The organism is Pseudobacter sp. (assembly GCF_051955275.1).
Taxonomy (GTDB): domain Bacteria; phylum Bacteroidota; class Bacteroidia; order Chitinophagales; family Chitinophagaceae; genus Pseudobacter.
Genome location: NZ_JBQCGW010000036.1, coordinates 20,921 through 29,206, shown reverse-complemented (window position 1 = coordinate 29,206; position 8,286 = coordinate 20,921). Strand labels below are relative to the sequence as shown.

Here is an 8,286-nt window from a genome sequence, read left to right as displayed (position 1 = left end):
TGGTGAAATATATCCGGCCATTGCCGGTGCAGGTGGACCTCAATATGAAATTGCAGTACCTCGACCAGGTTTGGGGAGGTATCAGTTACAGAACAGGGGAGGGTTTTGCAGCGATGCTGGGATTGAATATTTCCAATGCGCTCAATATCGGGTATGCGTATGATTATACTACAACGCGACTGAACACGGTAAGTAAGGGGACCCATGAGATCCTGGTGGGATTCATCATCGGAAACAAATACGGGAGCTCCTGCCCGAAAAATGTCTGGTAATGGGCAATTAGATATCGATCACGGCTTTCCTGACAGCGTTCTTCTGCTCTTCTTTTATATTCTCCAGGATGCGTTCTTCCACGATCTGAGTTTGTAAGCGCACCTTTTCTGCCTGCTTTCTGGCGCGGTCATGCTGAAAACGCTCCAGTTTTCTTTGCCAGTCGGCCATGGCTTTGGCATAGATCTCACGTACATTATCAGCCGGAGTTACGCTGCCTTCGCAGATACGCTTCCAGGTGATCTCCATGAAAGCGCGGTGCAGTTCCTGGCGGATCTGGGCGCTGCCAAGGTTGATGCCTTTGTTTACGAGTTCTTTTTCCAGTTTCGCCCAATCCACCTGGTCCAGTTCTGCCAGCGCGCGCTGGATGGCCAGTTTGGCTTCCTGCTGAAGTTGCGGGGCTACGTATATTTTGGGTGAAGCGCTGTCTTCCATGTACTGGTAGGCAAAGTTGCTGCGGGGAACATACGGTTTGATCTCGGCAGAATTTTCAGCAATTGCGTAGAACATGGGACGCTGACTGGTCATGGTGAAATCCCTGTTCTCAACCTGCACTCCTACATTTATCACCAGGGTGCCTTGCACCTGGAACTGAAGGGCCTGCTGGTCTTGCGCCATCGATGCCAGCTGGATGCCGTTTGCCACCTGCATCACCTGCTCGGCTTCTGCCGGGTTCAGCATACTGATACCGGTGATGGAGGGGCTGTCTGCCACAGGTTGCGGAGTACCTGTCAGCTTCTTTTTTATAGTAACAACAGGCTTTTCAATGGGAGCCGGTTCTTCATTCTCTGGAATATAGGAGGCGAACTGTGCATTGGCTTCGCCGCTGAATACCACAGGGTATATCTTCTTAACGATCACGTTGCCGGGATTGGAAAGGGCAATGAAACCGAAGAGGACGGCCGTGAGGAAATAAGCGATCATGCGGTGGCTAACGGGCGTGCTTACCTGCTTTTGGTGCAAGATGCGTGTTACACGATGCAGCAGGGCTGGTGTTTTGTTGCCGGTTGCTGCCACAGCAAAATGGTTGGGACGGGCGGAGCGTTGCTGCTCCAGGATCAGGAGCGAGCTTGCATACAGCGCGGGATCGTACCGGAACTGCAGCACCAGATCGTCGCAGCTGTTCTCGCGTTCGCGGCGGATATCCTGTGCGATCCAGCGGGCAAACGGATTGAAGAACAGCACCACGTCTGCGCAGGCCATTAAAATATTGATGAAATAATCGTTGCGCTTGATATGTTTCAGCTCGTGCAGAATGATAGCTTCTGTCTGTTGCAGGCTGAGGTGGTTCACGATGGAAATGGGCAGCAGGATCACAGGTTTCCAGAAACCCAGTGTCATGGGGGCTTCTGCTGCGGCAGAGAGCCAGATCGCCACATTCTTTTTGATACCCATCCGGGCGGCGGCCGTTTGAAGGAATACGCGCAGTTCAGGCGATGCCTTCACCATATCGGCTTTCAGTAATTGTTTTGTATGATGAAAACGGTAGTAGAATCGAATGAATAACCAGGCGGCTGCCAGCAGATAACCAATGGAAAGAAGGGGAAGCGCCGGTTCTATGAGGCGGGAAGTATTACCAAGGATACCATAATCCATCACGGGAGCATCGGCACCCTGCCAGGTGATCACGGCAGGAGCGGCGGCGGCCTTATAGAAATTGATCACCAGTGATACCAGGAACCAGAGTGAACCTCCGGCCAGGGATAACAGGGCAATCGTATGCCGCTGGTGGGATTGGTAGCGTTTTCCATTAGCAGTCAGCAGTACATATAATAACCACAGCACTCCAAATTGCCACAAGCTGTCTATTAATGACCATCCCAATGCTTTGAGGAAAGCGGATTGGTAGACTTGGTTCATCCTTCTACTGTTTTTTCAGGTTGTTGATCATTTGCTGGATAGCTTCCAGTTCCTCGGGTGAAGCTTTGTGATTACCCAGGGCCTGCATTACCAGGGCGGTGGATGATCCGCTGAACAGCGTATCGATCATCTTGCCCATCAGGTATTTCTGGGTCCTCTCCCGGCTCACGGTAGCCTGATAGATATGCGTTTTCACGCTGTCATCTCTCTTCACCAGTCCTTTCTCATGCATGATCTGCATCAGTTTGAGGGTGGTGGTGTATCCTGCTTCTTTGACTTTCAGCAGCTCCTCGTGAACTTCACGAACACTGGCGGTTCCGCGCTCCCACAGTACATTCAGGATCTCCAGTTCGCTCTCTGTGGGTTTGATGGTTTTTGTGTTTGCCATAACCAATGAAATGATTTGTTCCAATTTACGACATGTTTCGTAATAAATTGTTAAGAAGCTCCTACAATTTGTACCAATATGTGGATAACGCCAAGATAATTTCAACAAGCGGGGAGAAGAAAGGAGGAGCGGAGGGGGATCTAAAAAGAAAGTCCCCGTATGGAAATACAGGGACTTTTGGTATTTGGTATGATATAGTGCTTAGTTATGGACAACAAAGATAAAATTCCCGGGGATATAATCCATCAATTCCCCAAAAAAAATCCGGAATTAATTTGTTGTGTACACCGCTGCATTATCCGCAGCAGATACGATCGCGTCCTGAGCAGGTACGGCATGCTCCACTTTTTTAGCAGGGGCCTTCACTTCATATTTATAACTATGAATCTGAGCCAGCGTGGGTGCCAGTACCAGTGAAACGATCGACATCAGTTTGATGAGGATGTTCATGGAAGGACCTGAAGTGTCTTTGAAAGGATCACCTACTGTATCACCGGTTACGGAAGCTTTATGCGGCTCTGATTTTTTGTAATAGGTCTGGCCATTGATTTCAACGCCTTTCTCGAAAGATTTCTTGGCATTGTCCCATGCACCACCGGCATTGTTCTGGAACATACCCATCAGTACACCGCTCACGGTAGCACCTGCAAGGAAACCACCGAGGGCTTCAGGACCGAAGGCAAAGCCCATGATCATGGGGGAGAGGATAGCGATAGCGCCGGGCAGCAGCATTTTCTTGATGCTGGCGTCAGTAGAGATGGCCACACATTTCTGGTACTCGGGCTTGCCCTTTCCTTCCATGATGCCGGGGATTTCGCGGAACTGGCGGCGAACTTCTTCCACCATTGCCATGGCTGCCTGTCCAACCGCGCGGATGGCCAGTGCAGAGAAGATGAATGGGATCATGGCTCCTACGAAGAGGGAGGCCAGTACATCGGCTTTATAGATATTGATCGCGTCTCCGAGATCATAACCATTGTTCTTGATCACGCCCACATAGGCGGCAAAGAGGGCCAGTGCGGTGAGGGCTGCAGAAGCGATGGCAAAACCTTTACCGGTAGCCGCTGTAGTGTTACCTACTGCATCCAGTACGTCGGTCTTTTCACGGACTTCTTTAGGGAGCTCACTCATTTCAGCGATACCACCGGCGTTATCGGCGATAGGGCCGAAGGCGTCGATAGCCAGCTGCATAGCGGTGGTGGCCATCATACCGGCAGCTGCAATGGCAACACCATACAGGCCTGCGCAGGCATAAGAACCATAGATACCACCGGCCAGTACCAGGATAGGGAGGAGCGTAGACTCCATACCTACTGCCAGACCACCGATCACGTTGGTGGCATGGCCCGTACCTGACTGACGAACGATGCTCAGCACAGGGCGTTTACCCATGGCCGTATAATATTCAGTGATGATACTCATGAGGGTGCCTACTGCCAGACCAACACCGATGGCGCCGAGCACACCCCATTTGGTGAACTCATGACCGCGGAGGCTCATGGTTTCAGGCATCAGCCAGTACACCAGTCCAACAGAAGCGATGGCTGTAAGTACGATGGATCCCCAGTTACCCATATTGAGGGCTTTCTGCACAGCGGTGGTGCTGATACCGGCTGAATCGCTGATGCGAACGAACCAGGTGCCTACAATGGAGAAAAGGATACCGAGGCCTGCGATCAGCATCGGGAGGAGGATAGGGCTGAGACCACCGAACGCATCTTCTGCGATGGTTTCCTGTCCCAGTACCATGGTAGCAAGTACAGTAGCAACATAAGAACCGAAAAGATCGGCGCCCATACCTGCCACGTCACCTACGTTATCGCCCACGTTATCCGCGATGGTGGCGGGGTTGCGGGGGTCATCCTCAGGGATGCCTGCTTCCACTTTACCAACCAGGTCAGCGCCAACGTCGGCAGCCTTGGTGTAGATACCTCCACCCACGCGGGCGAAGAGGGCGATGGATTCAGCACCCAGGGAGAAACCGGTCAGTACTTCGATGGCTTTCACCATGTCGGCACTGTTCACGGAAGAACCATCCGGAACCAGCAGGGCTTTGATTATAATAAAGAGACCACCCAGACCCAGTACAGCGAGGCCGGACACACCCAGTCCCATCACGGCACCGCCGGTGAAACTCACATTGAGTGCCTTGCTCAGGCTGGTACGGGCTGCATTGGCAGTGCGTACGTTAGCCTTGGTGGCCACGCGCATACCAATATAACCTGCGAGGGCGCTGAAGAATGCTCCGATAACAAATGCAATGGCGATTGACCAGTGAGAGTGAGGGTTGGAGGTGGCCATGAATCCAAGGAGAAGGGCTACAACCACTACAAAATAACCCAGGATCTTCCATTCTGCTTTGAGAAAAGCCATGGCTCCGTCGGCGATATAGGTAGAAATTTCTTTCATCCTTTCGTTACCGGCATCCTGTTTGGAAACCCATTTGAATTTTACCAGCGTGTACAGGAGCCCGATGATACCCATCAGGGGAACCAGATAAATCAGTTTATCCATAAGCAATTCAATTCGTAAGTTCTGATCTTAGTTTATTTTAAGGAGGGCAAAAATAGGGGAAAACCGCTGTATATACCGGTCCCCCCCTGTTTTTTTTGGTAGTTTGATTATTGCTTCGTACTATCCGCGGGGTTTTTCTTTTTCTTGAGGATGCTGTTGAGCAATCCTTTCCCCGTATTCTCCAGGTCCTTCTTCACATCCTGCTTATTACCGGAACTGTCTTTCTTGCCACTGATGGCTTTGGCCAGCTCTTCTTTCAATGCGTCAGCAGCCTTCTTTTTAGCGGACTCCACGGAGTCTTTCACCTGCTGTTTGGCCACTGCCAGGGCACTGTCAGCCGCCTTCTTCTTCGCTTCCACAAAGTCGTTAGCCTGTGCTTTCAGGTCCTCCGCCAGGCTGCCACCCGCATTCTTCAGGTCGGTTTTCACAGCCGGGTTGGTGATGGTGCCGCCCAGGTTGACCTTGAAGCTGATGGTTTCGCTGATGTTTACGGGAATGCCTTTGGCATTGGCCTGTGCCGCCAGGTTGTTCACCAGTGCATTGGCCTGGCTGCCCAGTTTGGCGCGGGGCACTTTCAGGTTGATCACATAATCCAGGCTCTGATCGAGGCCGTGCATACCGCCCACTTCCATATCAATATCCTTCACCTTTATGTTGAAGGGCTTCACCAGCACCTTGCCATTGGCAAATTCAAAGTAGTTCTTGATATCCTTTACAGAGATCTGCTGCAGGTCTGTCAGGTTGAGGCTGCTCGCGATCTTGTCCAGCGGACCGAATTTGCTCAGGAAGCCCTGCAGCAGGAAGAGGGTGCCCTCGCCCGTGAGGGTGCTGAGGTCCGGCATCATGTCTCCGCCCAGTTGTCCTTTTACACTCATTTTTGACGTGAGCTTTCCGGCAATGAACTTGCCGATGGGCATTAGCTTCTGTACGGTGTTGAAGGCCATGAAGGTCTTCTGCACGTCCAGGTTCTGCACATCGTAGGTGAGCGCTATATCCGGTTTCTTTTTGCTGACGCGGGTGGAGTAGGAGCCGCTGAGGCCGATGGTGCCGTCAAGGGCATCCAGCTTCACGTCTTTCATATACACGGTTTCGTCGGCCAGTTGCAGGCTGCCACTGATATTTTTGTACTCTACTTTATCGTATTTGAGACTGTTCACTTTTGTGTTCAGCGCAAATTTTATATTCTTCGGAACCTGGAAAGGATCGCCTGTGGCTGGGGCTGCAACACTGTCTTTCTTTGCATCAGTTGCCGGAGCCGGTGTTGCGGATGTGGTTCCCATGAATTTGTTGAGGTCCACTTTATCGGCATTCACATTGAGGGTGCCGGCCAGTGGCTCATCTTTCAGCGCATAACCGATAAGGTTATCAAAGCTGCCATTGGCATTGAAATTGGTCTGCATGAAATTACCCGCCAGGTTGTTCACCGTCACGTTCTTCGGATTGAAGGTGAAGAGACTGCTGGTGATGTTCACGCCATCGGGGTAATCCTTCGATTTATAAGCAATATTGCTGGCCTGTACGGTGCCGGATGTTTGCAGGGCATCGTACTGGCTTTTATCGATCATTGATTTCTTTCCTTTGAAAGCTACGTTGGCATTCACCTGTCCGGCCAGGGATGTACCCGGTTCAAAGGTGTAGAACTGCGCTATATTGCCCAGGTTGAAGCCGCCTTTAAGGGTACCATCGAAAGCAGGATCAGAAGCGGGTGTCAGCAGGGTGAGGGTGAGATCGGCTGCATCTTTTCCCACTTCCACGTGGGCAGCAGGGATCTTTACCACAGTATGATCGGGTACGCCATCGGGATTGCTGATATCGATACGTGCGCTGGTATTCTGGATCGGCGCCGGGAAGGCAGGCGACGCATAAAAGAGTTTGGCGATATCGATGAAACCCTGTGCGGAGAATTGTCCGGGTTTCTGCTGTGTTACCACGGCCATATTCCCTTTGGCGTTCACATCTGCATTGACGAGGCCTGCCAGTTTAGTGCCTTCAGGCAGTTTCACGAACTGGGTGATACCGGCGAGGTCCAGCTTGCCTTTGGCAGCCGCATCGATATACTGATCGGTCATGGGCTTTTTCAGCAGCAGGTGGAAGTCGAATGGATCGGTCCCGAATTCGATATGCGCTTTAGGGATATCCACTACGGTGTTGTCGGTAACACCATCGGGATTGTCCACTTTCACAGTCAGGTTGATATTCTGTACCGGCTTGGGCAGGTCGGGATACTGGAAGAAACCGTTCTCCACCTGCAGGTTGAGGTTATAGGCCGGCATTTGTACGCCGTTGTAGGTGCCTTTCACGAAACCGTTGAACAGCGCCTTGCCACTGGTTTTCACTTTCGCGAAATCATTGGCATACACTGCCGGGATGAGGCTGAGGATGCTTTTGAAATCGGTACTGGGCGCATTGAAAGCTATATCCATATTATAGGTGGAATCGTTCACTAACTGGAAGAAACCTTTGGCGGCCACTTTCAGGTCGTTGAGGGCAATCTCTTCCGTATTGAAAGTATACTTAGAAGCCTTGCTGTCTATTTCAATGTCCAGGTCGATATTGGTCTGGGTGCGCGCCAGGTAGGGGATCCCTCCGTAGGTGAAGGTCACGGCATCGGCCTTTGTGCCGGTACTGAGGGTGAACAGGTCGGAGGTGAAATCGCCGGAACCCTCGTGCGTGAGGTTGACGATCTCGCTGCTCATACCGCTGGTAGCATCACTATAATAAACATACGCATCGCGGATGGCGTACTTCTTAAGATTTAGTTTGAAAGAAGATGGTTCTTCGGGCGATTCAGGTGTTACCGTGGTGGTATCGGGCAGCATGATATCCCAGTTGGCCTTTCCTTCTTTATTCACCAGTGCATGGATGCGTGGCTGGTTGATATTTACACGGGTAACGCGGATCTGGTCTCCGAACAGACTGAACAGGTCAACGGCTGCGTCTATTTCTTTTGCGCTGATGAGGGTGTCTTTACCGAAAGGCTCAGGGCCGGTCACCTGCAGGCCTTCCAGGGAAACGGAGGCGCTGGGGAAATGGCGGAAGAAGCTCAGGCTGAGACCGGTGAAATCCACTTTGGCAGCAACATTCTTGTTGATCTGCTCTTTTACGATCTTCGCGATCTTGTCTTTGAAAAGATAAGGTGCTGTGAAAAGGATGACGATCAGCACCAGGAGAATGATTCCTGTTATCTTTAGGATCTTCTTCAACATAGGCCATATTGGTTTAGTGGCGTAAATATCCGACGAAGATAATAATTT

General features: G+C 51.3%; 5 protein-coding genes. 1 reads left to right on the top strand and 4 read right to left on the bottom strand.

Annotated features, from left to right (window positions below):
* The coding region (locus ACTHMC_RS04105) for a type IX secretion system membrane protein PorP/SprF (protein ID WP_440411049.1) at positions 1–272 on the top strand (272 nt) is incomplete at its 5' end.
* 7 nt (positions 273–279) lie between these two features.
* Here the strand turns inward: ACTHMC_RS04105 and ACTHMC_RS04100 are convergent.
* The 4 genes from ACTHMC_RS04100 to ACTHMC_RS04085 form a co-directional block, all read right to left on the bottom strand.
* Entirely contained in the window at positions 280–2,130 is a 1,851-nt protein-coding gene (locus ACTHMC_RS04100; RefSeq protein ID WP_440411048.1) for a M56 family metallopeptidase, read from the bottom strand.
* Between the two features lie 4 nt (positions 2,131–2,134).
* A complete protein-coding gene (locus tag ACTHMC_RS04095) occupies positions 2,135–2,518 on the bottom strand; it encodes a BlaI/MecI/CopY family transcriptional regulator (protein ID WP_440411046.1) in 384 nt (127 codons plus the stop codon).
* A gap of 270 nt (positions 2,519–2,788) precedes the next feature.
* The gene (locus ACTHMC_RS04090) at positions 2,789–5,032 is read right to left on the bottom strand and encodes a sodium-translocating pyrophosphatase (RefSeq protein WP_440411044.1); all 2,244 of its coding nucleotides are present in this window, start codon (positions 5,030–5,032) and stop codon (positions 2,789–2,791) included.
* Positions 5,033–5,139: 107 nt separating this feature from the next.
* Positions 5,140–8,238, bottom strand: a complete 3,099-nt coding sequence (locus tag ACTHMC_RS04085) for an AsmA family protein (RefSeq protein ID WP_440411042.1) — start codon at positions 8,236–8,238, stop codon at positions 5,140–5,142.
* Positions 8,239–8,286 lie beyond the last annotated feature (48 nt).

Excerpts from the sequence above, each read along its gene's own strand:
- ACTHMC_RS04100 (WP_440411048.1), bottom strand. The coding sequence starts at position 2,130 with ATGAACCAAGTCTACCAATCCGCTTTCCTCAAAGCATTGGGATGGTCA.
- ACTHMC_RS04095 (WP_440411046.1), bottom strand. The coding sequence starts at position 2,518 with ATGGCAAACACAAAAACCATCAAACCCACAGAGAGCGAACTGGAGATC.
- ACTHMC_RS04090 (WP_440411044.1), bottom strand. The coding sequence starts at position 5,032 with ATGGATAAACTGATTTATCTGGTTCCCCTGATGGGTATCATCGGGCTC.
- ACTHMC_RS04085 (WP_440411042.1), bottom strand. The coding sequence starts at position 8,238 with ATGTTGAAGAAGATCCTAAAGATAACAGGAATCATTCTCCTGGTGCTG.